Annotated in this window: 20 protein-coding genes and 2 tRNA genes; 13 read left to right on the forward strand and 9 right to left on the reverse strand. The window is 73.5% G+C overall.

Annotation, left to right across the window (positions count from 1 at the left end; genetic code table 11):
* Nucleotides 1-189: 189 nt before the first annotated feature.
* Nucleotides 190-1545 (forward strand): NsdA family TPR-like regulatory protein, encoded by a 1356-nt coding sequence (locus tag ABT123_RS13765; protein ID WP_351312987.1) that lies wholly within the window; start codon nt 190-192, stop codon nt 1543-1545.
* 33 nt (nt 1546-1578) lie between these two features.
* Nucleotides 1579-2421, forward strand: coding sequence for a YwqG family protein (locus ABT123_RS13770; RefSeq protein ID WP_351312989.1), 843 nt, complete (start codon nt 1579-1581; stop codon nt 2419-2421).
* Between the two features lie 161 nt (nt 2422-2582).
* Here the strand turns inward: ABT123_RS13770 and ABT123_RS13775 are convergent, their stop codons facing one another.
* Complete coding sequence (locus ABT123_RS13775; protein WP_351312991.1) at nt 2583-3176, reverse strand: histidine phosphatase family protein; 594 nt, start codon at nt 3174-3176, stop codon at nt 2583-2585.
* A 99-nt stretch (nt 3177-3275) separates the two neighbouring features.
* Between ABT123_RS13775 and ABT123_RS13780 the strand changes: the two genes are divergently transcribed.
* The 7 genes from ABT123_RS13780 (at nt 3276) to ABT123_RS13810 (ending at nt 9645) form a co-directional block, all read left to right on the forward strand.
* Nucleotides 3276-4130 (forward strand): phosphatase PAP2 family protein, encoded by an 855-nt coding sequence (locus tag ABT123_RS13780; RefSeq protein ID WP_351312993.1) that lies wholly within the window; start codon nt 3276-3278, stop codon nt 4128-4130.
* Nucleotides 4069-5283 carry a hypothetical protein gene (locus tag ABT123_RS13785; protein WP_351312995.1) on the forward strand — a complete coding sequence of 405 codons (1215 nt, stop codon included), beginning with the start codon at nt 4069-4071 and terminating at the stop codon, nt 5281-5283. The genes ABT123_RS13780 and ABT123_RS13785 overlap by 62 nt, the downstream gene beginning before the upstream one ends.
* Entirely contained in the window at nt 5271-6833 is a 1563-nt protein-coding gene (locus tag ABT123_RS13790; RefSeq protein ID WP_351312997.1) for a hypothetical protein, read from the forward strand. The genes ABT123_RS13785 and ABT123_RS13790 overlap by 13 nt, the downstream gene beginning before the upstream one ends.
* Complete coding sequence (locus ABT123_RS13795; protein WP_351312999.1) at nt 6830-8167, forward strand: AAA domain-containing protein; 1338 nt, start codon at nt 6830-6832, stop codon at nt 8165-8167. Before ABT123_RS13790 ends, ABT123_RS13795 begins: the two co-directional genes overlap by 4 nt.
* Before the next feature lie 259 nt (nt 8168-8426).
* Nucleotides 8427-8771 (forward strand): DUF8844 domain-containing protein, encoded by a 345-nt coding sequence (locus ABT123_RS13800; protein WP_351313001.1) that lies wholly within the window; start codon nt 8427-8429, stop codon nt 8769-8771.
* 195 nt (nt 8772-8966) lie between these two features.
* Nucleotides 8967-9581, forward strand: coding sequence for a bifunctional DNA primase/polymerase (locus tag ABT123_RS13805; protein ID WP_351313003.1), 615 nt, complete (start codon nt 8967-8969; stop codon nt 9579-9581).
* Nucleotides 9572-9645, forward strand: a tRNA-Lys gene (locus ABT123_RS13810). Before ABT123_RS13805 ends, ABT123_RS13810 begins: the two co-directional genes overlap by 10 nt.
* 57 nt (nt 9646-9702) lie before the next feature.
* On the opposite strand, the gene ABT123_RS13815 is transcribed toward ABT123_RS13810, so the two are convergent.
* Nucleotides 9703-10896, reverse strand: a complete 1194-nt coding sequence (locus ABT123_RS13815) for a M6 family metalloprotease domain-containing protein (protein WP_502970948.1) — start codon at nt 10894-10896, stop codon at nt 9703-9705.
* Between the two features lie 374 nt (nt 10897-11270).
* Here ABT123_RS13815 and ABT123_RS13820 point away from each other — a divergent pair, with 374 nt between their 5' ends.
* Nucleotides 11271-13070 (forward strand): putative bifunctional diguanylate cyclase/phosphodiesterase, encoded by a 1800-nt coding sequence (locus tag ABT123_RS13820; protein WP_502970949.1) that lies wholly within the window; start codon nt 11271-11273, stop codon nt 13068-13070.
* A gap of 73 nt (nt 13071-13143) precedes the next feature.
* Here the strand turns inward: ABT123_RS13820 and ABT123_RS13825 are convergent, their stop codons facing one another.
* Nucleotides 13144-14835 carry a glycosyl hydrolase family 18 protein gene (locus tag ABT123_RS13825; protein ID WP_351313007.1) on the reverse strand — a complete coding sequence of 564 codons (1692 nt, stop codon included), beginning with the start codon at nt 14833-14835 and terminating at the stop codon, nt 13144-13146.
* A 266-nt stretch (nt 14836-15101) separates the two neighbouring features.
* The gene (locus tag ABT123_RS13830; protein WP_351313009.1) at nt 15102-16190 is read right to left on the reverse strand and encodes an LLM class flavin-dependent oxidoreductase; all 1089 of its coding nucleotides are present in this window, start codon (nt 16188-16190) and stop codon (nt 15102-15104) included.
* Between the two features lie 260 nt (nt 16191-16450).
* On the opposite strand from ABT123_RS13830, the gene ABT123_RS13835 reads away from it, so the two are divergent.
* Together ABT123_RS13835 and ABT123_RS13840 are read left to right on the forward strand one after the other, a co-directional pair.
* Nucleotides 16451-17209 carry an IclR family transcriptional regulator gene (locus ABT123_RS13835; RefSeq protein ID WP_351313011.1) on the forward strand — a complete coding sequence of 253 codons (759 nt, stop codon included), beginning with the start codon at nt 16451-16453 and terminating at the stop codon, nt 17207-17209.
* A gap of 90 nt (nt 17210-17299) precedes the next feature.
* A tRNA-Lys gene (locus ABT123_RS13840) sits at nt 17300-17373 on the forward strand.
* Nucleotides 17374-17434: 61 nt separating this feature from the next.
* On the opposite strand, the gene ABT123_RS13845 is transcribed toward ABT123_RS13840, so the two are convergent.
* From ABT123_RS13845 to ABT123_RS13855, 3 genes are all read right to left on the reverse strand, one after another.
* The gene (locus ABT123_RS13845; RefSeq protein WP_351313013.1) at nt 17435-18103 is read right to left on the reverse strand and encodes a response regulator; all 669 of its coding nucleotides are present in this window, start codon (nt 18101-18103) and stop codon (nt 17435-17437) included.
* A complete protein-coding gene (locus ABT123_RS13850) occupies nt 18073-19368 on the reverse strand; it encodes a sensor histidine kinase (protein WP_351313015.1) in 1296 nt (431 codons plus the stop codon). The genes ABT123_RS13845 and ABT123_RS13850 overlap by 31 nt, the downstream gene beginning before the upstream one ends.
* A gap of 170 nt (nt 19369-19538) precedes the next feature.
* Nucleotides 19539-20741 carry an AI-2E family transporter gene (locus ABT123_RS13855; protein ID WP_502970951.1) on the reverse strand — a complete coding sequence of 401 codons (1203 nt, stop codon included), beginning with the start codon at nt 20739-20741 and terminating at the stop codon, nt 19539-19541.
* A gap of 115 nt (nt 20742-20856) precedes the next feature.
* Between ABT123_RS13855 and ABT123_RS13860 the strand changes: the two genes are divergently transcribed.
* Nucleotides 20857-21717 carry a DMT family transporter gene (locus ABT123_RS13860; protein WP_351313019.1) on the forward strand — a complete coding sequence of 287 codons (861 nt, stop codon included), beginning with the start codon at nt 20857-20859 and terminating at the stop codon, nt 21715-21717.
* Here the strand turns inward: ABT123_RS13860 and ABT123_RS13865 are convergent.
* Nucleotides 21677-23395, reverse strand: coding sequence for an AMP-binding protein (locus tag ABT123_RS13865; RefSeq protein ID WP_351313021.1), 1719 nt, complete (start codon nt 23393-23395; stop codon nt 21677-21679). The genes ABT123_RS13860 and ABT123_RS13865 overlap by 41 nt on opposite strands.
* Nucleotides 23396-23420: 25 nt before the next feature.
* Entirely contained in the window at nt 23421-24035 is a 615-nt protein-coding gene (locus tag ABT123_RS13870; RefSeq protein ID WP_351313023.1) for a lytic polysaccharide monooxygenase auxiliary activity family 9 protein, read from the reverse strand.
* Between the last annotated feature and the right edge of the window lie 15 nt (nt 24036-24050).

A 24050-nucleotide genomic window follows, 5' to 3' on the forward strand; every position in this document is an offset into this window, starting at 1 on the left:
AACGCTCGGGAGCGTCAACGGTGGCGGTGACAGGCCGCCGCAAAGGATGGCAGTTCATGGCGGATCGCGGGTGAGATATCCGTTTTGTAGCCAAACGCCGTGTGGGGGACAGCCGACTGGCGGTACGTTCATGCGCGCCGGTACCCCACCAGCAACCGGCAGATACGTCTCGCCAGAGAGGCCACGTGGATGACGGCGTCCCCCATCGCGCTCACGCCCAACACATCCTTCCGGCGGCTGCGCGGCCGGCACTCCCCCGCCGAGTTCGCGGCCCTGGTGCGCCGGGCGGCCCGGGACATCGGAGAAACGGTTTCCTGCGACGCGCGCTACATCGGCCGGGTCGAATCCGGCGAGATCCGCTGCCCCAACTACGCCTACGAGCGCGTGTTCCTGCACATGTTCCCCGGCCGCACCCTGGCCGACCTCGGCTTCTCCCCGCGCGAAGCGGTCCGCGGCCGGGACCGTCGGGATCGCCAGGCCCGGCAGGCCCGGCAGGCCCGGCAGGAGCACAGCCGACTTCTCCCCGTCCCCACCACCCCCTCCGAGGAGAGCGACGTGCTGCGTCGCGCGTTCATGGCCGGCGGCTCGGCCACGGTGGCCGCCGCCACCCTCAACCTCGGCCTGCTCGGCGACCACCGCAGGGTGTCCGGCCGGGCCGGCGCGTCCGAGGCCGCCGCCGTCGAGGAAGCCGTACGCCAGATCCGGCTGCTGGACGACCGGCACGGCGCGGACACCCTGTACCGGCGGGCCGCCGAGCCGCTGCGCACCGCCTACGCCCTGCTGGACGCCGGGGCGACCCGCCAGTCCACCGAGGACCGGCTGCACGCGGGCGCGGGGGAACTGGCCCTCTCGGTGGGCTGGCTGGCGCACGATTCGGGCCGGCTCGACGACGCCCGCTCGCACTACGCCGAAGCCCTGGCCACCTCCCGGGTCTCGGGCAATGCGGCCCTCGAAGCGCACGCCTTCAGCAACACCGCCTTCCTGGCCCGGGACTGCGGGCGCCCGCGGGAGGCGGTCCGGGCCGCCCAGGCGGGGCTGCGGGCGGCCCGCACCCTGGGGTCGGCGCGGCTGCTGTCCCTGCTCTCCCTCCGGGAGGCGGGCGGCTGGGCCGGCCTGGCGGACCGCCGGGCCTGCGAGGAGGCGCTGACCCGGGCGCACACCCACTTCTCCCGCGGTCCGGCCGCGGCCGACCCCGAGTGGATGTCCTTCTTCGGGGAGGCCGAGCTGGAGTCCCTGGAGTCCCGCTGCTGGGCCGCGCTCGGCGAATACGGCCGGGCCGCCCGGCACGCCCGCCGCGCGGCCGACCTCCAGGACCCGCACTTCGCCCGGAACCTGGCCCTCTACACCGCCGAACTGGCCGCGGACCTGGCCCGGGCGGGCGCCCCCGACGAGGCCGCCTGGGCCGGCCAGCGGGTCCTGGACCACCTCGCCGAGGTCCGCTCCACCCGGATCAGCTCCATGCTGTCGGCCACCGCCCGCACCCTGATCCCCCACCAACGCTCCCCCCGCGTCGGCGCCTTCCTGACCCGCCAGGCAGAGGCCTGACCCGGAGCGGGGGCGCCTCGTAGGCTCGCGGGCATGGCCCGTCACACCCCGCCGCCGCCGGTGGACGTGGAGGAGCTCTTCCCGGAGCTGATCCCGTACCGCCGCGAAACCGTCCGGCTGCACCCGCGCACAGGCACCCCGTCCTGCCGGGAAAGCTCGGTGGGTGGCCCGCTGCTGTGGCCGGCGGAGGAGCCGTGGCCGGTCTGCGAGGAGGACGGGCAGCCGCTCGTGCCGGTCGCCCAGCTGTTCCGGGCCGACCTGCCCGACACGGCCGGGGTGGCTTACCCAGAGGGCTGCGATCTGCTCCAGGTGCTGTGGTGCGCCCTGCTTCACAAGGACACGCACTGGCCGGAGTCACCGCACGTCCGCTGGCGGGACTCGGCCGCGGTGGGCGCGGTGCTGCCCACCCCCGTTCCGCCGGCCGGGGCCCTTTCCGGCAACGTGCCGCAGCCCTGCGCGGTGCACCCCGAGACGGTGGCGGAGTACGCCGCCTGGAACCTTCCCCAGGAGCTGTTCGACCGGCTGGACGCCCGCTTCCTCGCACTGGAGGAGGCGACCGGTGTGTCGTACGAGTACCACCTGGCGGAGGCCCCCGGCATCAAGGCGGGCGGCTGGCCCGGCTGGTGCCAGGACCCCCGCTGGCCGGACTGCCGCGGCTGCCGGCGGCCCATGGCGCATCTGATGACGGTGGCCGCCTGGGAGTTCGACGCCGAGTCCTGGCGCACCTGGCTGCCCCGGGAGGACCGCGGCGAGGACGGGCCGGACCGCAGCGCCCAGAACGCGACGGGACTCGGGCTCGGCGGCGGTGGCGGGGTGTACCTGTTCGAGTGCCCCGCCTGCCCCGGCCGGCCCGTCGCCCACTGCTACGACCGCTGAGCCGCCCGTCTCGCAGCCTGCGCGGGCGAGTGAGCCGAAGGGGCGCGCCGTGCTCTCAGGGCGGGCGCCCGGAGGAAACCCGAGGGACGAGGGTTTCTGAGGACGCCCGCCCTGAGAGCACGGCAGAAGCGCCCCGGAGGCGAACCGAGCCCCAAAAAGAGTCAGTCCAGGTGGCCGGTGTCGTTCCAGCGTTCCAGGGCCGGGGCGCCGTATGCCCAGCCCAGGATCGACAGGGAGGTCGGGTCGAGGCGGATGCGGGCGCCGAAGGAGGCGTCCAGGCCGAGCCAGCGGGCGGCCAGGGTGCGCAGGATGTGGCCGTGGGCGAAAACCAGGACGTCGCGTTCGGCCGAACGGGCCCAGGCGACCACCTCGTCGGCGCGGGCGGAGGCGTCGGCGATGGATTCGCCGCCCTGCGCACCGTCGCGCCAGAGCAGCCAGCCGGGGCGGACCGCGTGGATCTCGGCCGGGGTCATGCCCTCGTAGTCGCCGTAGTCCCACTCCATCAGGGCGTCCCAGGGTTCGGCCTGCAGGCCGAAACCTGCCAGGTCGCAGGTTTCGCTGGCGCGGGCCAGCGGGCTGGTGCGGACCTCCAGGCCGGGCAGGCCCGACCACGGCTCGCGGGCCAGGCGTTCGCCGAGCAGTTTGGCGCCGCGCTTCCCCTCTTCGAGCAGCGGGATGTCCGTGCGGCCCGTGTGCTTGCCGGACAGCGACCAGGCCGTCTGTCCGTGACGGACCAGCAGGATGCGCGGGGCCATGTCTGTTTCTCCCGGGTTCGTGCATGTTGGGTCGTCCGACCATCATCCAATACGTGAACCGCGGGCAACCCAACCGCTCATACATTCGTCTTACGCCGTATGACTGAACGGCACCGGCCCACCCGTTGGTGGGCCGAACTGCTGCTGCTGGGCCTCCTCTACGGCGCGTACTCCGGCGGCAGACTCCTCGCGCGCGGCGACGTACAGCTCGCCGTCGACCACGGCCTCGCCATCCTGCACTACGAGCACGTGCTCGGCATGGACTTCGAACGGCCCCTCAACCGGCTGTTCACCGCCCAGACCTGGGTCGGCGTCCCCGCGGACTTCATCTACGCCTCGCTGCACTACCTGGTCACCCCGGCGGTGCTGATCTGGCTGTGGTTCCGCCGGCCGGCCCACTACCGGGCCGCGCGCACCTGGCTGGCCCTTTCCACCCTGCTGGGCCTGGCCGGCTTCACGCTGATGCCGACCTGTCCGCCGCGGCTGCTGGACGCCGCGCAGGGGTTCACCGACACGATGGCGCAGTACAGCGCGTACGGCTGGTGGGGCGCGGAGGCCAGTGCGCCGCGCGGAATGGGTTCCTTCACCAACCAGTACGCCGCCATGCCGAGCCTGCACGTGGGCTGGGCCCTGTGGTGCGGGGTCATGCTGTGGATGCACGGCAGGAAGCCCCTCACCAAGGCGGCCGGCATCGTGTATCCGCTGGTCACGACGGTGGTCGTGATGGGGACGGCCAACCACTACTTCCTCGACGCGGTGGCCGGTGCAGCCGTGATGGGGGCGGGCTTCCTCCTTGCCCGCAGAGTCACGGGAAGAGTCCCGTGGATCTCGGGGAGAGTCGTTTTCCGCCGCCGGGCCCCGATTGTCAGTGGCGGATGGGACACTTCCGCGGGTGAGCTCCTACCCGCCCAGCGGCCCTCCGCAGACGACGACTCTCCGGCAGCGGCTCGCTGACCTGCGCGGCCCCGCCGTGCCGCCCCGCCCGCTGGACGCCCGCGCGCTGGCGGCCCTGGCGGCCAACCCCGGCTGCGGCAGACGCGCCCTGCTGGACGGTGCCGGCGTGGACAAGACCGCGCTCGCCACGGCGCTCGGCACCCCGGCCGCGTTCGGCCAGTCGCAGTTCGCGATCGTCCGCGGGAATTCCTTCGAGGCGAAGGTCAAGGGCGACGGCGGGACCGAGCTGCTGCGGCTGCTGTACGAGCGGCTCGGCGCGGGCGGCGAGCCGCCGGCCGGGCAGATCCGGGTCCCCGACCTCACCGCGGCCGGCCCCGACGGCCGGGCCGGCCGTACGGCGCTGGCCCTGCGCGAGGCCACCGCAGCCGCCGCGGCGGAGCGGGCCTGGACCTTCCTGGACCATCCGATGCTGGTTCTGGAGGTCGCCGGCACCCCCGCCTACCTGGAGCCGGACGCGATCGTGGTGCATCCCGACGGCCGCTGGACGGTCGTCGAGATCAAGTCCTTCCCGATGATCGACGGCTCGGCGGACGCGGCCAAGGTCGGCGCCGCCGCCCGCCAGGCGGCGGTGTACCTGCTCGCCCTGGAGCGGACGGCCGACCGGGTGGCGGGGGCCGCCGTCGGCCACCAGGCGCTGCTGGTCTGTCCGAAGGACTTCTCCAACCTGCCCACCGCCGCCGTGCTCGACCTGCGCAAGCAGCGCGCGGTCACCCGGCGCCAGCTGGACCGGCTCACCCGGGTGGAGGAGCTGGCCGCCGCCCTCCCCGAGGGCCTGAGCTTCGACCCCGGCCGGCCCGCCGAGGAGCTGGCCGAGGCGGTCGACGCGGTCGATGCGGCGTACGCACCGGACTGTCTGGCCGCCTGTGAACTGGCCTTCCACTGCCGGCAGCGGGCCCGGGAGGCCGGCACGGTGACGGTCCTCGGCCGGTCCGTACGGGGCGAGCTCGGCATGCTCGGCACGGTCGACCGGGCCCTGGCGGCGGCCGACGGCGGCCCGGTCCCCGACGGCGTGGTCCCCGGCGGCGAGGCCGAGGACCCGACCACCGCCGAAGCCCTGCGGCGGGCGGCCCGGCTGCGGGCCGAGGCCCTGGAGTCCGCCGCCGTGCTGCCGTACCAGCGAACCCGACCGGAGGCCCCGGAATGCCCCTGCTGAGCACCCTGGCCCGGCTGGAGGCGGTCCGCGCCGGGCGGGCCCGGCCGCTGACGACCATGCGGCACCGGCACCTGAGCGAGCAGCCGATGATCTTCGTCCCGCTGACCACGGCCGGCGAGGCGGGCGCCCCGCTCGGCGCGATGGTCGGCACCGACCGGGACGACCCGCGGATCCTCGTCATACCGCAGCCGCGCGACCGCGACCTGCGCTGGGAGTTCCTGGCCGAGCTGGCGACGCACCTGATGCCCTACCTCGAGGCCCGTGCGGACGTGGTGGAGCCGGCCGAGCGGACCGAGACCGACCCGGAGTCCGGGAAGCGGGTGAAGGTCGAGACCGAGCTGTGCACGGACGCCCCGCAGCTGATCGTGCCCAGCCGCGCGGGCATCGAGTACGTACGGCTGCTGGGCCGGTCCATGCGGTTCCGCCGGACCGCGGAGGAGGACCCGGAGGCCGCGTATCCGGTCCCGTCCCAGGTCCCGCTGCTGGGCCGGTGGTTCACCCACCTGGCCGAGCGGTCCCGGGTGCCGGGGTCCTCGATGCTGCTGTCGGCGACGGACCTGCTGTCCCGGCACTGGGCCACCGGCCAGAGCAGCCTGGAGGACCAGCACCTGGCCGCCCTGCTGGCCTGGATCGACCCGCCGGAGGGCCGTTCGGGGGCCGAGGAGGCGCTGCGGGCGGAGCTGGCCCGGGACGCGGAGGGGCAGCTGCTGGTCCCGCCGGCCGGACCGGCCACCGACCCGGCCTTCGACAACAGGCTGCTGGCCCCGGCGATGGCGAAGTTCGACGCGGCGCGGGCGGAGGGCCGGCCTCGGCAGGCGGAACAGGCCGAACAGGCGGTCCGGCAGCTGGTGGCGGAGCAGATGTCCGCCACCTGGCGGTCGGTCTGGCAGGCCGTCGACCTGCTGCGGGAGCTGCCGCCGGGCGGGCGTACGGAGGAGCGCTGGACCCGGGACCGCTGGTCGTTCACCGCTCACCGGGACCGGGTGCGGGCGGGCGAACCCCCGCAGCCGCGCCGCGACGACGCGGTGACGGCGGCCCAGAAGCTGGCCGCCCGGGAGACCGAGCAGGTCCGGCTGGACGCGCAGGAGGCCCTGGACGACCCGCTGGTCATGGCCGGCCGCCGGCTGGCGGGCGAGGCCTTCGCGGGCGAGGTCACCGAGGTGGTGATGGCGTGGACGGAGTCGAAGCGGCCGAGCCCGCGCCCGCTGGTGACGGTGGCGACCGAGGACCGGCCGCAGCTGCCGGAGGGCGGCGGCGGGAAGGTGTACCGCTCGCTGGACGGCCGCCCGCAGACGGCCGAGTTCGTGCGCGCGGAGGAGGGCGGTCTGCTGGTCCTGCGGCTCCTGGACAAGATGGGCCGGGGCCGGGACCCGGAGCCCGGTTCGGTGCCGGAGAAGGGCGACCGGGTGTGCTGGACCCTGTTCGAGCACGATGCGCGCGGCGGCCCGAAGCTGCCCGATCCGGAGCACACCCCGTGGACCCATGGCGGGCCGCCCGGATCCGCGACCGCCCCGCTGCCCGATGCCGTGACCGACGAGGACCTCCTGTGAGCGCGACCGTGTCCGACCCGGGGGCGGCTGCCGCCCGGGCCACCGAGGCGATCCTGCACGACACCCTGCACAGCCCCCGGCGGGGCGTGGTCGTCGACTCCCCTCCCGGGGCCGGGAAGTCCACCCTGGTGGTCCGGGCGGCCCGCGAGCTGGCCGGGGCCGGGCGCCGGCTGATGATCGTGGCGCAGACCAACGCCCAGGTGGACGACCTGGTGCTGCGGCTGGCCGAGGCGGACCCGGAGCTGCCGGTCGGCCGGCTGCACAGCAGCGACGGCGACGCCTACGACCCGGCCCTGCGCGAGCTCCCCTCGGTGACCCTGTCCGCGAAGCCCGGGGACCTGGCCGAGCTCCCGGTCGCCATCTCCACGGCGGCGAAGTGGGCGTACGTCCAGGGCGTGGAGCCCTGGGAGCACGCGATCGTGGACGAGGCCTACCAGATGCGCTCGGATGCGCTGCTGGCCGTGGCCGGGCTGTTCGAGCGGGCGCTGTTCGTGGGCGACCCGGGGCAGCTGGACCCGTTCAGCGTGGTCGGAGCCGAGCAGTGGGCGGGGCTGTCGTACGACCCGTCCGCCTCGGCGGTCTCCACCCTGCTGGCCCACAACCCGGAACTGCCGCAGCACCGGCTGCCGGTGTCCTGGCGGCTGCCGGCCTCCGCGGCCCCGCTGGTCTCCCGCGCGTTCTACCCGTACACGCCGTTCCGCAGCGGCACCGGCCACGGCGACCGGCGGCTGTCCTTCGGGGTGGCCTCGGACGGCTCCGGACCGGACCGGGTCCTGGACGAGGCGGCCGAGGCCGGGTGGGGGCTCCTGGAACTGCCCGCCCGGCACACCCCGCGCACCGATCCGGAGGCGGTCCGCGCGGTGGCCCTGGTGGTCCGCCGCGCCCTGGACCGCGGCACGGTCACCACGGACGAGCGCACGCCCGCCCCGCAGCCGCTCTCCGCGGACCGGATCGCGGTGGGCACGGCCCACCGGGACCAGGCGAGCGCGGTGCGCGCGGCGCTGGCCGAGCTCGGCGTCCAGGGGGTCACGGTGGACACCGCGAACCGCCTCCAGGGACGCGAGTACGACCTGACGGTCGTGCTGCACCCGCTGTCCGGCCGCCCGGACGCAACGGCCTTCCACCTGGAGACGGGCCGCCTCTGCGTCCTGGCCTCCCGCCACCGCCACGCCTGCGTGGTGGTGGCCCGCGCCGGCATCGCCGACCTCCTGGACGCCCATCCGTCGACGGAACCGGTCCAGCTGGGCGTCACGGTGAAGTTTCCGGACGGGTGGGAGGCAATGATGACCACCTGGGACCTCTGGTCCAACCACCGCATCTCCTGGCGGCCGTAGCCCCGGCCCGGCAAGCACGCCCCGCCGCCGGACGGAGTCCGGCACCCCGCCGGAGGCGGGCCAGGGATACAGCCCGGACGGGTGGGAGGCGAACCATGCGGTGCTCCAGCAGCTGGCCGAGCACCGGGTGCTCTGGCGGGCTTAGGCGGGTTCGGGGCGGGTTCGGGGCGGTCTTGCGCGGCGTTGGACAATGGAAGGTGGCCCGGAAAAGCAGGTACGGGACGGCGAACCGGCGGACAGCGAGCGCAGGAGGACACGTATGGCAGAGCCCGAGCGGACCGAGCGAAGGCTGCGGCCCGCACCGCTGCTCTTCGAGCCCTCGGAGGCCGCCGCGGACCCGGAGCACTTCTTCGACCTGGAGTCCATCGAGGACCCGCGCGAGCTGCTGGCCCGTGCCACCGAGCTGACCCTGGCGTTCCGGGCGGCGCAGGACCGGGCGATGGAGTTCCAGGCGGTGGCCGCGGCCCAGCTGGCCGACCCGCGGCGGTTCGACCGGCTGTCGCCGGCTGACATCGCGGCGCGGGCGGAGTGGACCGAGGACTACGCCGAGAAAATGATCGAGTTCGGCCACGACCTGCTGCGCGGCGCACCGGAGCACCCCTAGGGGTGAGAGGCCGGGCCGCCGGCACCGGGCGGGCGCCGCGCTCCGGCGGCTTCGGCGGCTTCGGCGCCCGTACGGCTCAGCCCAGCGCAGCGGCATGGCATATGCGGGGCGCAAGATACTCCACGCGACCGGCCCCTGTCCCCGTTTCCCGTAACCCGGCGGAACGGGACGGGCACAGCCGGTACATGTGGTGGCATGACGACGACGCTCACGACGAAAGCCACGGGAGTCGCGGGGGCCGCGCAGCCCGCGCACACCCCCTCGGCCGCCCAGGTCACCCCGCAGGGAGCTGCCTGGCTCGCGTCCGCGTCGGCGCATCCGCGGAGCACCCTCGCCCTGTGGCAGGGGCAGCCCGGCTCGCCCGCCGTACTGCCCTGCGGGACCGTCTTCGACATCGTCAACGTGCCCGTCGTGTTCGGGCGGCGCATGCTCGGCCTGCTCTGGGGCGAAGGGCCGGGCTCCGGGCCGGTCGCCGTGCACCGGGGCCGGATGCTGCTCTTCGCCGCGCCCGGGACCGCCCAGCGGCTGCCCTCGCTGCTGGACTGGGAAGAGTGGGGGGACACCGTGCCCGCGCCGCTGTGCCACGGGCGGGGGGACGCCGTCACCGTCCCGGCCCTGACCTCCGGGCCAGGCCCGTCCCGCTGGCTGGTCGCGCCGGACAGCCGGCTGCCCTGGCTGCCCGGGGCCGAGGCGCTGCTGTGGGCGTGCGTGCGGGCGGCCCGCTCCGCCGCCACGGCGGACCTGCGGGTATCGATTTTTCCAACGGCGGATCCTGGTGCTAATGTCTACGACGTCAGCAGGCGCCGCTAGCTCAGTTGGTTAGAGCAGCTGACTCTTAATCAGCGGGTCCGGGGTTCGAGTCCCTGGCGGCGCACAGACGGAAGAAGGCCTCCACTCGCGAGAGTGGGGGCCTTCTTCGTGCTCTCACTCACTACGTGGTGATTTTTACCGTGTACGCGCCGGACTGGGTGCGGTCCGCCACCTCGATGGTGATCCGCTCCCCCGGCACCGTGTACGCCTCCCCCACCTCCAGCGGCGCGTCCGCCAGCGGCGGGTAGACCGACCGGTCCCAGCAGGCCTCGGTGTCCGGGTGGGCGTCCAGCACCTCGATCGGGCCGCCGCCGGAGGCCGCCTCGTTGCGGACCCGGTAGACCAGCACCCCTTCCGTGCAGGTGTCCCCGTCGTTGCCGGCCGACCCGCGCGCCTCCACCGCGATGGCACTGCCCGGGCCGGTACGGACCACCGCCAGCCGGGTGCCGCCGGTGCTGCCCCGCGGCACTGCCTCGGCGAGCGGCTGCAGGGTGTGCAGGGAGGTGCCGCTCTGCACACAGTCCACCTGGTCGGTCTTCAGCCAGCCCAGCTTCCACTTGTGCCAGGCGAAAAGGTCGGGGGCCATGCCGAACTGGCTGCCCATGACGTCCCAGTCGCCGACGTAGGTGTCCCAGTCGCCCTTGCCGTCGGTTGGCCGGTGGTAGAGGTCCGGCAGGTCGAAGACATGGCCGGTCTCGTGCGCGAGCACATTCCGGTCCGGCGGGTGCTGCTCGAAGACGGTGACGATCCGGCGGAGCTCGGTCCCGTCCGCCCGGATCGGCCGGTCGAAGTTGACGACCTTGGTGGCGTCCGAGTCCACCCCGGGGGCGTCCGGGTCGGCCACGAAGTACACGATGTCGTACGCCGAGAAGTCCACCGACCGGTCGGCGGTGACCACTGCGTCCCGCAGGTAGGCGGCCCGGTCGTCCGGGTCCCAGTCGCGCTGTATCCCGTACTCGGTGGAGGTCTTCGGCATCTGCACCCATTCCTTCTGCGGGTGCGGGACCAGCCGGAACCTGCCGTAGGAGGCCCGCTCGAAGAAGTCGCTGGTGACCGGGAAGTAGTCGGCGGTCAGTTCCTCCGGGGTGGTCTTCGGGCGGGCATCGGGGAAGGACAGGAAGACCATGACCGCATTGAGGCGGCGCTCCGGCTTGGGGTAGGCGCGGTTCCAGGTGTCCACGCCCAGGGAGTGGTGCGCAGCCGTGCGGCTGAGGGCGCACGGGCCGGCGGTGATGTCGGCAGCCGCAGGTCCCGCGACGAGAGACATGGCGGCGAGGGCCGTCAGCGAGGTGAGGGACGCCGCCGCGCTGCGCATCCGACGGTCCACTCCCCCGGGTGTCTGCTGTCGCGGCACATCGACCTCCGGTGGGTGGATTCGACCTATACCCTCCACCTTGCGGCGATTGTCCTATGTATGCCCTGTTCCGGTGCCCCACATGAGTGAGCACCCCCCACCGGCCATCTCGCACACGTCCGAACGGAACATTACGAAGCGTCACGACCGATCACGGGGATGACCACTGCGTTCACAGCCGCGCAGAAGCGATCGAGCGCGAGGCGGTGCGCCTGCCGTCAGCACGCCGAAGTACCGTGTCCAGGACGGCGACGCCGCTGGATAGGCCCTCCCGGCTGCCTCTATGATCGGCACACTTTCCTGCGCGGACATCACGAGCACTGCGGGAGCGAACGGTGAGCGGAACCTCAGAAGGAACCGGTTCGGCGGCCGACAGCATCCGATCGGCCACTACAGAGCGTGAACTGCGCGACTACCGAGCGGCTTTCAACGCGGCCCATCTGGCGATGGCCGTCGTCGACCGGGACGGCTTCGTCGTTGCCGCGAACGACGCTTTCGGCGGGCTGCTCGGCACCGAGCCGCACGCCCTGATCGAACAGTCGGCGGCCGATCTGGTGGACCTGGCCGCCGAGGCCCGGACCTGGCAGGCCTACCGGGAGGTACTGCGCGGCCGGCAGGCCCGGCTGCGCTGCACCCGCCGGCTCAAACACCCGGACGGGCACACGCTGTGGACGGAGGTCACCCTGGGCCCCGTACCGGGCACCCGGGACGTCCTGCTGTCCGTCGCCGACATCAGCGACCGGCGCGATCTCCAGGCCCGGCTCCGGCATCTGCAGATGCACGATCCGGTCACCCGGCTGCCCAACCGGGCGCTGTTCTTCGAGCGGCTGTCGGCCGCCCTGGAGGCCTCCTCCTACGAACACGGCGGCACCGGCCGGATCGGCCTCTGCTACCTGGACCTGGACGGGTTCAAGGCGGTCAACGACACCCTGGGGCACCGGGTCGGCGACCGGCTGCTGACGGCGGTGGCGGCCCGGCTCTCCCAGTGCGCGGACCAGTCCGGGTACGGGCGGACCGGCGGGCATCTGGTGGCCCGGCTCGGCGGCGACGAGTTCGCCGTACTGGTGGAGGACTCCACGGGCACCGAGGAGCTGGTCGACCTGGCCCGGTCCGTACTGGCCGCCGTACAGGAGCCGTTCGACCTGTCCGGGCAGCGGCTGTCGGTGTCGGCGTCCATCGGGGTGGTCGAGCGGGCCGCCGCAGGCACCTCGGCGACCGGGCTGATGCAGGCCGCCGACACCACGCTGTACTGGGCGAAGGCGGACGGCAAGGCCCGCTGGACGCTGTTCGATCCGGAGCGCAACGCGCACCGGATGACACGGCAGGCGCTCTCGAGCACCCTCCGCCCGGCGGTGGAGCGGGGCGAGTTCGAGCTGGAGTACCAGCCGCTGGTCGATCTGGAGAGCGGGGTCGTGCGCGGGGTCGAGGCGCTGGTCCGGTGGAATCACCCGCAGTTCGGCCTGCTGACGCCGAATCGGTTCATCGGAATTGCGGAAGAGGACGGCTCCATCGTCCAGCTCGGCCAGTGGGTGCTGCGTACGGCCTGCCGGCAGGCCCGGCGCTGGCAGATCGAGCGGCCCGACGACTGCACGCATGCTCCGGTGTTCGTGTCCGTCAATGTGGCGGTGCGGCAGGTGTGGGACTCCGACCTGGTCGGGGACGTGGCCGAGATCCTCGCCGAGACCGGGCTGGCCCCGCAGCTGCTGCAACTGGAGCTGACCGAATCGGCGGTGATGGGCTCGGCGGGACGCCCGCTCCAGGCCCTGCAGGCGCTCAGCGACATGGGCGTACGGATCGCCATCGACGATTTCGGCACCGGCTACTCGAACCTCGCCTATCTGAGCCGGCTGCCGGTGTCCGTGTTGAAGCTGGACGGCTCCTTCGTACGCGGTTTCCGCTACGACGAGGGCACCCACCCCAATCCGGCGGACGAGACGATCGTGGAGGCACTGGTACAGCTCGCGCACCGGCTGGGCCTGACGGTGACGGCGGAATGCGTGGAGACAGCCGGCCAGGCCGCCCGGCTGCGGCGGGTCGGCTGCGACACCGGCCAGGGCTGGCTGTACTCCCGGGCGGTGGCCCCGGAACGCATCGCCGAAATGATCACCACGCGCCCCGCGCCCGGGGCATGGTGACCCTGCCGCACACCACCGCCCCCTGCCTGGTCGGGGCAGGGGGCGGTGGGTCGCTCGGCGCGAGGTGGGGGGATCAGCAGGCGCCGAGGTCCTTCCAGACACCCCACTCACCGGTCGTGCCCGGCGTCTCGTTCTGGGTCCACCACTGGGCCTTGTACTTGCGGCCGTTGTGGGAGACCTCGCTGCCGCCGGTGTAGACGGTGCCTGCGACATAGGCCGGGAGCGAACCGCAGCCGGTGGTCGGCGGCGTGGTCGGAGGCGTCGTCGGCGGGGTGGTGGGCGGGGTGGTGGGCGGCGTCGTCGGGGGCTGGGTGGTGCCGCCGAGGGCGTCGTTGATCTGGTTCAGCAGCGTGGTGTTGTTGTCCAGGCCGAGGAGCGAGTACATCATCGCGCCGGCCAGGCCGCGCTGCTTGCCGTAGTCCACCCGGGCCTGGATGGACTTCTGGTTCAGGCCGGTGAAGAACTCGCCGTCCTTGTAGAAGTACGAGGCCTTGGCGGCGTCGTCCCAGTAGGTGGTCGCCGGGTTGTCGACGATCCCGCCGAGCTCCTTGTAGTGGGCGATGCCGGCCTGCTGGCTGACCGGGCGGACGGCCGAGGCGCCGGTGGCGGGCTGGGCGAGGCCGCCTGCGGTGCCCGCCGGGACGCCCTTCCAGCCGCGGTAGTAGAACTCGTAGCCCAGGGTCAGCTTGTTGGCGGGGAAGCCGCCCGCGATGCCGTAGGCCGGGTTGCCGTCGATCCAGGAGTCGATGGCGTTGTCGATGCTGTACTTCTCGGTGCCCGGCGCGATCGGGTCGGTCGGGTCGGCCGCGGAGGGGTACAGCGGGGACTGGTGGTACGTCGGCCCGTCGCCGTCCCAGGCGCCGTGCATGTCGTACGTCATGATGTTCGCGTAGTCGAGGTACGCGCCGATCTTGTCCGTCTCGATGTACTTGATCTTGTCCTGGCCGGCCGGGAGGGCAGCGGTCAGCAGGTACTTCTTGCCGCCGTTGGCCGCGCCTTCGGCGTCGAGCTGCTTGCGGAACTCCTGGAGCAGCAGGGTGAAGTTCTGCTTGTCCTCGGGGCCGTAGTGGTTGCCCAGGTGGCCGCCGGAGGAGCCGGGGTACTCCCAGTCGATGTCGATGCCGTCGAAGATGCCGGCCGCGGTGCCGGGGCCGCCGAAGCCGCCCTCCACCGGGAGGTCGCCCTTGATGTACTGCTTGATGCAGGAGGCGACGAACTTCTTGCGGGAGGCGTCGGTCTTGGCCGCGTCGTGGAAGTACTTGGAGTACGTCCAGCCGCCCAGCGAGATGTTGATCTTCAGGTGCGGGTACTTCGCCTTCAGTTCCTTGAACTGGTTGAAGACGCCCACGATCGGCTGGTCCCACTTGTCGGCGACCCCGTCGACGCTGTCGGCCGCGGCGAAGGACTTCTGGTAGTCGGCGTAGCTGTCGCCCGCGCCGTCACCGGCGTTGGGGTTGTTGTCGTCACCGGCCGCCTTGTTCGCCTCGAAACAGGTGAGCTCGGTGGGGTGGATGTTGCCGAACGAGTAGTTGATGACGTCCAGCTTGCTCGCTATGCCCCGGGTGTCGAGGTGCTTGGGGTAGAAGGCGTTGCCGTACACGCTCCACTGGTCGTAGTACGCGATGCTCACGCCCCCGGCGGAGGCGGTGGTGGTGGTGGAGGTGTCTGCGGCCTGGGCGGTGCCGAGGCTCGCGAAGGTGGCCAGCGCTCCGGCGGCAAGCGCCGCGGTGGTCGCAGCCGCGACGAGGGGTTTACGGATGTGCATGAACAGCCTCCGGAGGTGGGAGGGGAGGATGTGACGGCCCGGGTGGGAGAAGAGATAGCGATCACGACAAGGCTGCGTCAATGGTTTGAGCCAAACCCCAAAGAAAGAAGGACTAGACCAGTTGAGGCACACTTTCCCAAGTCAGAGGGCTGAGGGAACATCAGAAATCGCTCGCCACCCCCGGTGACGAGCGACTTAAGGCTCCCTTGAGGAGGCGCTGGCGCAAGGTTGCTGCAATAGACCAGCCAAACTCCGTTCATCTCCCGTCAGTCGAGCGGAACTTCCTCCTCCGGCATCCCGTACGCATCTGCGACGAGCGCGTACGAGCGCAGCCGGGCGGCCCCGCCGTGTGCGTTGGCGGTCAGCATCAGCTCGTCCGCGCCGGTCCGTGCCACCAGCGCGTCGAGTCCCGCCCGGACCTCCTCCGGGGTGCCGTGGACCACGTTGGCCAGCCAGCCGTCCACGAACTCCCGCTCCGCCGCGGAGAAGGGGTACCCGGCGGCCTCCTCCGGGGTCGGGATCAGCCCCGGCCGCCCGGTGCGCAGCCGCAGCATCGACAGGGCGCCGGTCAGCACCTGGGCCCGGGCCTCCGCGGGGTCCTCGGCGGCCAGCGCGGACACCCCGATGACGGTGTAGGGGGCGTCGAGCACCGCCGAGGGCCGGAAGCTCTCCCGGTACAGCCGGAGCGCGGGCAGGGTGCCGGCCGCCGAGAAGTGGTGGGCGTACGCGAAGGGCAGGCCGAGCTCCCCGGCAAGGCGGGCGCTGAAGCCGGAGGAGCCGAGCAGCCAGAGCGGCGGCCGGGCCGCCGGGCCCTGAACCGGGCCGGGCACGGCGTGCACGCGGGCGTACGGATGCCCGTCGGGGAAGTCGTCGTCGAGGAACCGGGTCAGCTCGGCGAGCTGCCGGGGGAAGTCCGCCGCCTCGGCATCGGGCCGGCCGGTGCCGCGGAGCGCGGCGGCGGTGCGGCCGTCGGTCCCGGGGGCGCGGCCGAGCCCGAGGTCGATCCGCCCCGGCGCCAGCGCCTCCAGGGTGCCGAACTGCTCGGCGATGGCCAGCGGGGCGTGATTGGGCAGCATCACCCCGCCGGAGCCGAGCCGGATGCGCCGGGTGTGGGCGGCGAGGTGGGCGAGGATCACGGCCGGGGAGGAGCTGGCGACCCCGGGCATGGAGTGGTGTTCGGCCACCCAGTGGCGGTGGTAGCCGCGGGATTCGGCGAGTCGGGCCAGCTCGACGCTGGTCCGCAGGGAGTCGTGGGCCGTACTGCCGCTGCCGACGGTGGCCAGATCCAGCACCGACAGGGGGACCGGCGCGGTCCCGCGGGCGGTCCCGCGGATCGCGTCCCGCACGTCACTCATCGTTGCTCCCGTCTCGGTTCCTACACGGTTTCCGGTCTGCCCCTACCGTCCGGTAGGGCGTACGAAGGTGTCGAACAGGAGGTGACCGCCGGGCATTCCCGGCACACGGGACAGTGGGCGTGACCTTGGCATATGCCAGTGGAGTAGATCCCGGCCAGAGGGCCTGATTGAGCCATCAATCTCTTCAACAGGCGCTCCGCGCGGGCCCCTTGATGGCTATCGTGGTAGGGCAAGCGGTAACAACCTGGTAGGGGGAAACCGTGGCGCTGAAGCCCGAGCCGACCGCGCCGTTCCACTCGGTGCAGTACGCCCTGCGCGTGCTGGAAACGATCGGACGGCACCACAGTGGCGTGACCGATACGCAGATCGCCCGCGAAACGGGCCTGCCGGCCGCCCACCTCGCCCCCATGCTGCTCATGCTGCGCCGCGAGGGCTATGTCCTCCAGGTGTCCGACGGCGCGTATGCAATAGGCGACTCGCTGGTGCTCCTCGGCTCCGGGGTCGACCGCCAGCAGGCGCTGCAGGCCAAACTGCAGGAGACCCTGGACCGGCTGCGCGACTCCGTCGGCGCAGCCGTCTACATCAGCCGGTATGTGGACGGCGAGGTCCGGATCACCCAGTTCGCGGACAGCCCCCGCACTCCGAAGGTGCACGAATGGGTCGACTTCCGCTCGGCAGCGCATGCGAGCGCCGTGGGGAAGTGCCTGCTCACCCAGCTGGACGTGAACGGCCGGCGCGACCACCTCTCCCGGCACAAGATCGCCCGGCTCACCTCGAAGACGATCACGAGCGAGCGCATCCTCTTCTCGAAGCTGGACAGCCAGCCGGCCACCGTGCCGGTGCTGGACCTCCAGGAGTACGCGGTGGGCACGGTCTGCGCGGCGGTGCCGATCACGGCGGGCGCCTCGGTGGGCTGCCTGGCACTGTCCCTGCCGGTGGAGCACGCGCACCGGCTGCGGGCCGCGGCGGACGCGCTGAACCGGAAGGCCGCGCCACTGCTGCTGTCGCTGACCCTCTGAGGGCCCTCTGAGCCTCCGGCCTGCGAGGTGTCCGTTCCGGGGTGGTCGGAAGCACTCCTCGGGACCGGGTAGTATTTTCTCTGTCAGCAGGCGCCGCTAGCTCAGTTGGTTAGAGCAGCTGACTCTTAATCAGCGGGTCCGGGGTTCGAGTCCCTGGCGGCGCACCTGATCTCAGGGCGGTTCCGGTTCACCGGAACCGCCCTGAGTGTTTTCACCAGCGGTTTTTCAGCCCCGCAGGTAGGCGAGGACGGCCAGGACCCGCCGGTGCGTCTCCTCGGCGGGCGGCAGGTCCAGCTTCGCCAGGATGTTCCCGATGTGCTTGCCCACGGCGGCCTCCGAGACCACCAGCTCCCGGGCGATGGCCCCGTTCGACTTCCCCTCCGCCACCAGCCCCAGCACCTCCCGCTCCCGCGGGGTCAGCGCCTCCAGCGGATCGCGGCGCCGGCGCAGCAGCTGCCGTACGACCTCGGGGTCGACCACGGTGCCGCCGCTCGCGACGGTGACCACCGCGTCCCGGAACTGCTCCACCTGCCCGACCCGGTCCTTCAGCAGGTAGCCGACCGCACTGCCGTCGCCGGAGTCCAGCAGGTCCGCGGCGTAGGAGCGCTGCACGTACTGGCTGAGGACCAGGACCGGCAGCCCCGGCCGGGCCGCCCGCAGCTCCACCGCGGCCCGCAGCCCGTCGTCTGCCAGGCCCGGCGGCATCCGGACGTCGGTCACCACGATGTCCGGGGTGTGCTCGGTGACGGCGGCGCGCAGTGCGTCCGCGTCCCCCACGGCGGCGGAGACCCGGTGGCCGAACCGCTCCAGCAGCCCCACCAGGCCCTCCCGCAGCAGCACGCCGTCCTCGGCGAGGACCACGTTCAGGGGCTGCTGCTGCTCGCTGGCGCGCACGGGATCTCCAGGCTCAGGACGGTCGGCCCGCCGGGCGGGCTGGTGATCGTCAGTGTGCCATCGAGGACGGCGAGGCGGTCGGCCAGTCCGGTCAGGCCGGAGCCGGCGGCCGGGTCGGCGCCGCCGCGCCCGTCGTCCCGTATCTCGATCAGCAGGGCGGAGCCGTCGTACCGGGCGGCGACGGAGGCCCGGGCGGCGCCGCTGTGCCGGCCGATGTTGGCGAGCGCCTCCGCGCAGGCGAAGTACGCGGCGGCCTCGACCGGCGCGGGCAGCCGGGGCAGCCCGTCGGCGATCTCCGTCCCGACCGGTACGACGGACCGCTCGGCGGCGTCGGCGAGGGCGCCGGGGAGCCCGTAGTCGGTGAGCACCTGCGGGTGGATGCCGTGGATCAGCTCGCGCAGCTCGGTGAGGACCCGGCCGGCCTCCTCGTGCGCGCGGGCCAGCTGGTCGGCGAGCGGGCCGGGCGGGGCGTCGAGGCGGGCCAGCCCGAGGGACATGGTCAGCGCGACGAGTCGCTGCTGGGCCCCGTCGTGCAGGTCCCGCTCGATGCGGCGCCGCTCGGCCTCGAAGGCCTCGACCAGCCGGGCCCGGGACCGGGTGACCTCGCCGAGCCGGTCGCGGAGCTCGCTCTCGCGGGGCGCGAGCAGTGCCCGGGTGAGGGCGGCGCGGGCCGCCGCGAGCGCGCCGAGCGGATACAGCAGCACGGGCAGCAGCACCAGGCCGGCCGCGGCGAGGGCGAAGGCGGCCGGGTAGGAGGTGACCAGCCACAGCTTGACGATCCGCGCCTCTTCGCCGCCGGTCAGGGCGAGCTGGAGCGGGGCGCCGATCATGCCGAGCGGAAGCCCGAGGAGGAGGGCGACCGCGGCGAGGTCCAGCCACCACAGGAGGAAGCCGTGCAGCACGGCGTAGGCGAGCTCGCGCCAGGTGGCCTGCTCGCGGAACCGGAGCCGGCCCCAGGCGAGCAGGCCGGGCTCGGTGGGGGTGCGGTGCGGGCTGGGCGCGGGGGCGGGGTCGATCAGGTGGAGCCGGCGGCGCTCGACGGCGGCGGTCGGCAGGCCGGCCAGGCAGAGCAGGGCGAGCAGGGGCAGCCCCACGAGGAAGATCCCGAGGGCGCCGCCGGTGCCGGCCAGCAGGACGATGCCGAGGAGTACGGGAATCCCGGTGACGGCGGACCCGGCGAGGTACCCGGCGGCGCGCCAGGGGGCGGGGCCGCGGAGGTAGCCGGGGCGGGCGAGGGCCTGCCAGGGGGTGGGTGCGTCGTCCATGCGGGCGAGGCTATGCGGCGGGGCCGCGGCCGGGCGATGGGCCCAGGCGGTGTCCGCGGGGCGGGGTCCGCACTACCCGCGCAGGGGCGGCGGGGCGGACGGTGCGGGCGGGTAAGGAGCGGCGGCGGCCGGGCGATGGGCCCGGGCGGTGTCCCCGGGTGGGGCGCGCACTACCCCGGGGGCGGGGTGGGCGCTGCGGTCGGGGGCGGCATGGCGGGCGGGGCCGGTGTGTCGGGTGCGGCGGGCGGGGGCGGCGCGGCCGGCGGGGGTGGGGGGCGGAGGGCGGTGCGGATGGACCAGATGACGGAGACGAGCGGGACCGCCACCACCGCTCCCACGATCCCCGCCGCGGTCGCCCCGGCCAGCACCGAGATCGCCACCACCAGCGGGTGCAGCCGTACCGCCCAGCTCATCACCAGCGGATGCAGCAGGTGCCCCTCGATCTGCCCGATGATCACGATCAGTCCGACCACGACGGCCGCGACGAGCGGCCCCTTCGCCGCGAGGGCGACCACCGCAGCCACGGCCAGCGCAACCGGCGACCCCACCAGCGGGACGAACGCGGCGAAGAACTCCAGCAGCGCCAGCGGCACGGCGAGCGGCACGCCCAGGAAGTACAGCGCCACCCCGACCAGGACCGCGTTGATGGCGGCCACCAGCACAATGCCATGGGTGTAGCCGGTGAAGGTGCGCCAGGCCGCGCGGCCCGCCGTGTCCCAGCGGCTGCGCTCCGGGCCGGGCAGCTGTTCGCAGAACCAGGACCACTGGCGGTGCCCGGAGTGGATGAAGAAGACGGCGGTGAACAGGGCCAGGGCCAGCACGGTCAGGACGTGCACCAGGTGGCCGGCGCCGCTGACCGCCGTACTGACCACGGTCGAGCGGTGGCTGGAGAGGTACTGGCCGATCCGGGACTGGATGTCGGTCAGCACCTCCGGATTCAGCCGGAACGGCGGCCGTTCCAGCCACTCCTCGATGCTGTCCAGGCCCTCCCGGAACTCCCGGGTCAGCGTGGTGGTCTGGCCGGCCACCGCCTCGCCGACCAGCGCCAGCACGGCCAGGACCAGGGCGATGCCGCCGAGCAGGGTGACGGCGACCGCGAGCCCGCGCGGTACGCCGCCCCGGGTCACCAGATCGGCGACCGGCCGGAGCAGGGCCGTGACCACGAGGCCGAGGAAGATCCCGACGCCGATCTCGTGGAAGCGGCCCAGGACGGCGAACCCCGCGTATACGGCCGCGCCGACGACAAGCAGCCGCCATGCCTGCGCGGCGGCAGTGCGGAGCAGGGGCGGGACATGCGGCCGGGCATCCGGTCGGGCAGGCGGTCCGGCCTGCGGGCCGGCAGGCGGCGGGTCGTGCGGGGGCCGGGGCTGCATGTCCTTCCCCGTACCACCGGCGGTCCGTGCGGCCACGGCGCATGGCGCACATTCGCCCGACCGGGGTGCCGCGCCCCGGCGTGCGGTGGGCGCCGGGCCCGGTCAGGATCGGCCCATGGGCTTCGTAGTGCCGGTCCTCGCCGCGCTGTTCGCCGCGTGCAGCAATGCGCTGGCCACGGTGCTGCAGCGGCGGGCCGCACTGACGGTGCCCCAGAGCCGCGGGTTCCGGCCGGGACTCGTGCTGGACCTGCTGCGCCGCCCGGTGTGGCTGGTGGGGATGTTCGCGGTGGTGGCCGCCGGAGCGGGCCAGGCGGTGGCGCTGGCGACCGGCCCGCTGTCGCTCGTACAGCCGCTGTTCGTGCTGGAGCTGCCGCTGGCGCTGCTGATCGCCTCGCTGTTCGCGCGGCGGCATCTGCCGCGGGCTCAGTGGCTGGCGGTGGCCGCCGTGGTGGCCGGGCTGGGGGTGGCGCTGGTGGCGCTGGCGCCCACCGGGAACCGGACGGACGTGCCGCTGGACCGGTGGGTTCCCACGCTGGCCGCGGGCGGCGGTGCGGTGGTGGCGCTGGCCGCGGCCGGGCTGCGCCGCCCGCCGGGCCGGATGCGGGCGGCCTGCCTGGGTCTGGCCACCGCGCTCTGTTACGCGCTGACGGCCGCGCTGATGAAGTCGGCGGTGCACGCCCTCGACGAGGGCGGGCCGGAGGCGTTCCTGACCGCCTGGGAGACGTACGGCCTGGTGGTGACGGGCATCGCGGCGCTGCTGCTGTTCGAGCACGCCATGCAGGGCGGCCCGCTGGTCGCGTCCCAGCCGGCCCTGACGCTGGGCGATGCGGGGACCGGCCTGCTGCTGGGTGTGCTGCTGTACGAGGAACACGTACGGACGGGCTGGTGGCTGCTGCCCGCCCTGCTGGGGGTGGCGCTGATCACGGCCGGGGTGTTCACCCTGGCCCGCGGCGCTCCGCCGGAGGGGGTGGACTGAGCAGGCCGGTCCGGCCGTGCGCCGCGTAGGCGGCGAGCAGGGCGGAGCGGGCCGGGGCGTCGAGCGGGGTGTACGCGGGTGCGCCGGGCGGGCGGTGCCAGACCGGGTCGGGGGCGCAGTCGAAGCCGGCCCGGCGCAGGGCGGCGCGGTGGACCTTGTTGGTGGCGGTGACGGGCATGGCCGGGACGATGCGGACGTAGCGGGGGGCCATCTTGGTGCCGAGGTCGGGCTGGGCGGCGAGGAAGGCGGCGAAGCCGGCGGGGCCGAAGACCGCCCCGGGCCGGAGCGCGAGCGCGGCCATCACCTGGTCCCCCGCCGCTTCGTCGGGGACCGCGTACACGGCGACCGCCGCGGCGTCCGCCCACCGGGCGAGGATGTTCTCGATCATCGCGGCGGCCAGGTTCTCGCTGTCCACCCGCAGCCGGTCGTCGGTGCGGCCGGCGAAGTAGAGGAAGCCTGCCGGGTCGCGGAAGAAGAGGTCCCCGGTCCAGTACCAGCCGTCCCGGGTGCGCGCGGCCTCCGCCTCCGGATTGCGCCAGTAGCCCTCGAAGAGGCTGCGGCCCCGGTTGACCAGCTCGCCGATGGCCTGTTCGCCGTTGAGGAGCCGGCCGGCCCCGTCCAGGTGGGCGGGCGGGCATTCGGCGCCGGTGTCCGGGTCGATGACCGCCAAGTCCTCGCCGGGGGCGGGCCGGCCGAGCGCGGCGGCCGGGGTGTCGGGGCTGCGCTGGAGGGAGGCGCCGCCCTCGGTCGCGCCGTAGCCCTCCACCAGCCGGACCCCGAACCGCTCGGCGAACCGGGCGGCGTCCACCGCGCCCGCCTCGGTGCCGAAGCCGAGACGGAGCGGGTTGTCCCGGTCGTCCGGGCGGGGCGGGGTGGCGAGCAGGTACTGGACGGCCCGCCCGACGTAGGTGAAGTAGGTGGCCCCGTGGGCGCGTACGTCGTCCAGGAACGCGGAGGCGGAGAAGCGGCGGCGGAGCGCCACCCCGGCCCCGGCGGCCAGCGCGGGCAGCCAGTCCGCGATCACGGCGTTGCCGTGGAACATCGGCATGCAGATGTAGTGGACGTCGTCCGGGGTGACGGAGAAGTGCCGGGCCAGGGAGGTACCGGCGGCGGCGAGCCGACCCTGGGTGCAGAGGGCGGCCTTGGGCGCGCCGGTGGACCCGGAGGTGAAGTAGAGGAGCAGCAGGTCCCCGGGGGCCGGGGCCCGGCCGTGGACCGTCGCCGCGCCCGGTTCGGCGCCCGCGTACGGGGCGAGGAGGTCGGCGTACTCCTCGCTGTCCGTCACCAGGATGCGTACGCCGGGCAGGTCGAGGCCGCGGAGCAGGGGCAGGTGGGCGCGTTCGGTGACGAGGATCCGGCAGTCGGTGTGCAGGATGTCGCGGGCCAGTTCGGGGCCGCGGCGGGTGGGGTTGATGCCGGCCGCGGCGGCCCCCGCGAGGGCCGCCGCGCCGAGCCAGAAGGGGAACTCGGGGGTGTTGTCGAGGAGCACTCCGATGTGCGGTTCCGCGCCCCTGGGGAGCAGGTCGGTGAGGAGCGCGGCGCGCGCGGCGGATTCCCGGGCGGTCCGGTGGTGGCTGAGGACGGTGGTCCCGTACCTCAGCCCGGGCCGGTGATCGCCCCACTGGCGTGCGATGAGCTCCGCCACGGTCGCTGCCTCTGCCCCTGTCCCTGTCCGCATGGGCGGAACGGTAACTGACGACTCGTCAGAACTGAACGTCGGAGCAGGCGTAGAAGGCGTTCGCGGTGTCGTTGATGGTCCAGACGGCGAGGATCAGATGCCGGCCCGACTTGCCGCCGGGCAGCTGGCCCTGGTGGGTGAAGGTCATCGGCGGGCGGGCGCCGTTGTAGGCCACGGTCAGGAAGGGCTGGGATTCGAGCGAGGCGCGGGTGAGGGGCTTGGTGGGGTCCCAGCCGTTCTTGGTGACGTAGTACTTGAAGTCGGTGGTGGAGTGGTTGGCGGTGAACTGCCACCGGAAGGTGTGGTTCTGACCACTGGTGAGGCTGGTGGCGGGCCAGCTGCCGCCGCGCGGGTTGTCGAGCTCGGCGAACTGGGGCAGGCCGGCGGAACAGATCTTGCCGTCGGCCGGGCCGGCCGCCGGGAAGCCCTTGAGGCCTTCGACGCTCTGCGGCTCCCACTGGATGGCGCCGCAGTCGGGGACGGTCTTGTTGGCGCAGAGCTTCTGGCGGCTGATGGGGTTGTCGGTGTAGCCGTGGCTGGTGGCATTGGGGGCCACGAGGAGGGAGACCCCGGCTATGACGCCGAGGCCGAGCGCGGCGACGCCGGCCCGTCTGGCGGTACGGGTACGGGTGTTACGCATGATGCTCCTTGAACG

This window comes from Streptomyces sp. NPDC002054, assembly GCF_040296685.1.
Classification (GTDB): domain Bacteria; phylum Actinomycetota; class Actinomycetes; order Streptomycetales; family Streptomycetaceae; genus Streptomyces.

What these genes read in the sequence shown, in the direction of transcription:
- ABT123_RS13765 (WP_351312987.1), top strand. Translation starts at nt 190, where the DNA reads ATGACGGCGTCCCCCATCGCGCTCACGCCCAACACATCCTTCCGGCGG.
- ABT123_RS13770 (WP_351312989.1), top strand. Translation starts at nt 1,579, where the DNA reads ATGGCCCGTCACACCCCGCCGCCGCCGGTGGACGTGGAGGAGCTCTTC.
- ABT123_RS13775 (WP_351312991.1), bottom strand. Translation starts at nt 3,176, where the DNA reads ATGGCCCCGCGCATCCTGCTGGTCCGTCACGGACAGACGGCCTGGTCG.
- ABT123_RS13780 (WP_351312993.1), top strand. Translation starts at nt 3,276, where the DNA reads ATGACTGAACGGCACCGGCCCACCCGTTGGTGGGCCGAACTGCTGCTG.
- ABT123_RS13790 (WP_351312997.1), top strand. Translation starts at nt 5,271, where the DNA reads ATGCCCCTGCTGAGCACCCTGGCCCGGCTGGAGGCGGTCCGCGCCGGG.
- ABT123_RS13800 (WP_351313001.1), top strand. Translation starts at nt 8,427, where the DNA reads ATGGCAGAGCCCGAGCGGACCGAGCGAAGGCTGCGGCCCGCACCGCTG.
- ABT123_RS13805 (WP_351313003.1), top strand. Translation starts at nt 8,967, where the DNA reads ATGACGACGACGCTCACGACGAAAGCCACGGGAGTCGCGGGGGCCGCG.
- ABT123_RS13815 (WP_502970948.1), bottom strand. Translation starts at nt 10,896, where the DNA reads ATGCGCAGCGCGGCGGCGTCCCTCACCTCGCTGACGGCCCTCGCCGCC.
- ABT123_RS13825 (WP_351313007.1), bottom strand. Translation starts at nt 14,835, where the DNA reads ATGCACATCCGTAAACCCCTCGTCGCGGCTGCGACCACCGCGGCGCTT.
- ABT123_RS13830 (WP_351313009.1), bottom strand. Translation starts at nt 16,190, where the DNA reads ATGAGTGACGTGCGGGACGCGATCCGCGGGACCGCCCGCGGGACCGCG.
- ABT123_RS13850 (WP_351313015.1), bottom strand. Translation starts at nt 19,368, where the DNA reads ATGGACGACGCACCCACCCCCTGGCAGGCCCTCGCCCGCCCCGGCTAC.
- ABT123_RS13855 (WP_502970951.1), bottom strand. Translation starts at nt 20,741, where the DNA reads ATGCAGCCCCGGCCCCCGCACGACCCGCCGCCTGCCGGCCCGCAGGCC.
- ABT123_RS13860 (WP_351313019.1), top strand. Translation starts at nt 20,857, where the DNA reads ATGGGCTTCGTAGTGCCGGTCCTCGCCGCGCTGTTCGCCGCGTGCAGC.
- ABT123_RS13865 (WP_351313021.1), bottom strand. Translation starts at nt 23,395, where the DNA reads ATGCGGACAGGGACAGGGGCAGAGGCAGCGACCGTGGCGGAGCTCATC.
- ABT123_RS13870 (WP_351313023.1), bottom strand. Translation starts at nt 24,035, where the DNA reads ATGCGTAACACCCGTACCCGTACCGCCAGACGGGCCGGCGTCGCCGCG.